Annotated in this window: 1 protein-coding gene; it reads left to right on the top strand. The window is 41.0% G+C overall.

Translation table 11 applies throughout. The features are described 5' to 3' along the window. Nucleotides 1-407: phospholipid carrier-dependent glycosyltransferase (locus HFC70_RS26550; protein WP_168476310.1), on the top strand; the 407-nt coding region annotated here is incomplete at both ends.

Here is a 407-nt window from a genome sequence, read left to right on the forward strand (position 1 = left end):
AAATAATATCTATTTAGTGATTTTTGGGCTACTAGGGCAATTGTTTGTCTTATTAGGACTCAAAACTCATAACCTTAAACGCAGCCTTTATCTAGCCCTTTCTGGCGTGTGGTTTGGCGCATCGATTGCAATTAAGTGGAATGGTTTATGGTTCTTGCTAGGCATTTATCTTCTGTGGCTGGCGGCGTGGGCAATTCGGCTAGTAAATCCGCTTAAAAATGCTTATCCAAGTCGCCACAATACTACACCTTTGCAAAACCTGACTCAGCTTAAGATAGGACACCTTTTAATTTACCTAGCAATTATCCCCGTTGCCGTTTACAGCCTAGCTTGGATTCCCCATTTGCAACAAAACCCCACGCCCAACTTTTGGAATATGCAAATAAAAATTTTGTCTTACCACGAAA

This window comes from Agrobacterium sp. a22-2 (assembly GCF_012276985.1).
GTDB lineage: Bacteria > Pseudomonadota > Alphaproteobacteria > Rhizobiales > Rhizobiaceae > Allorhizobium.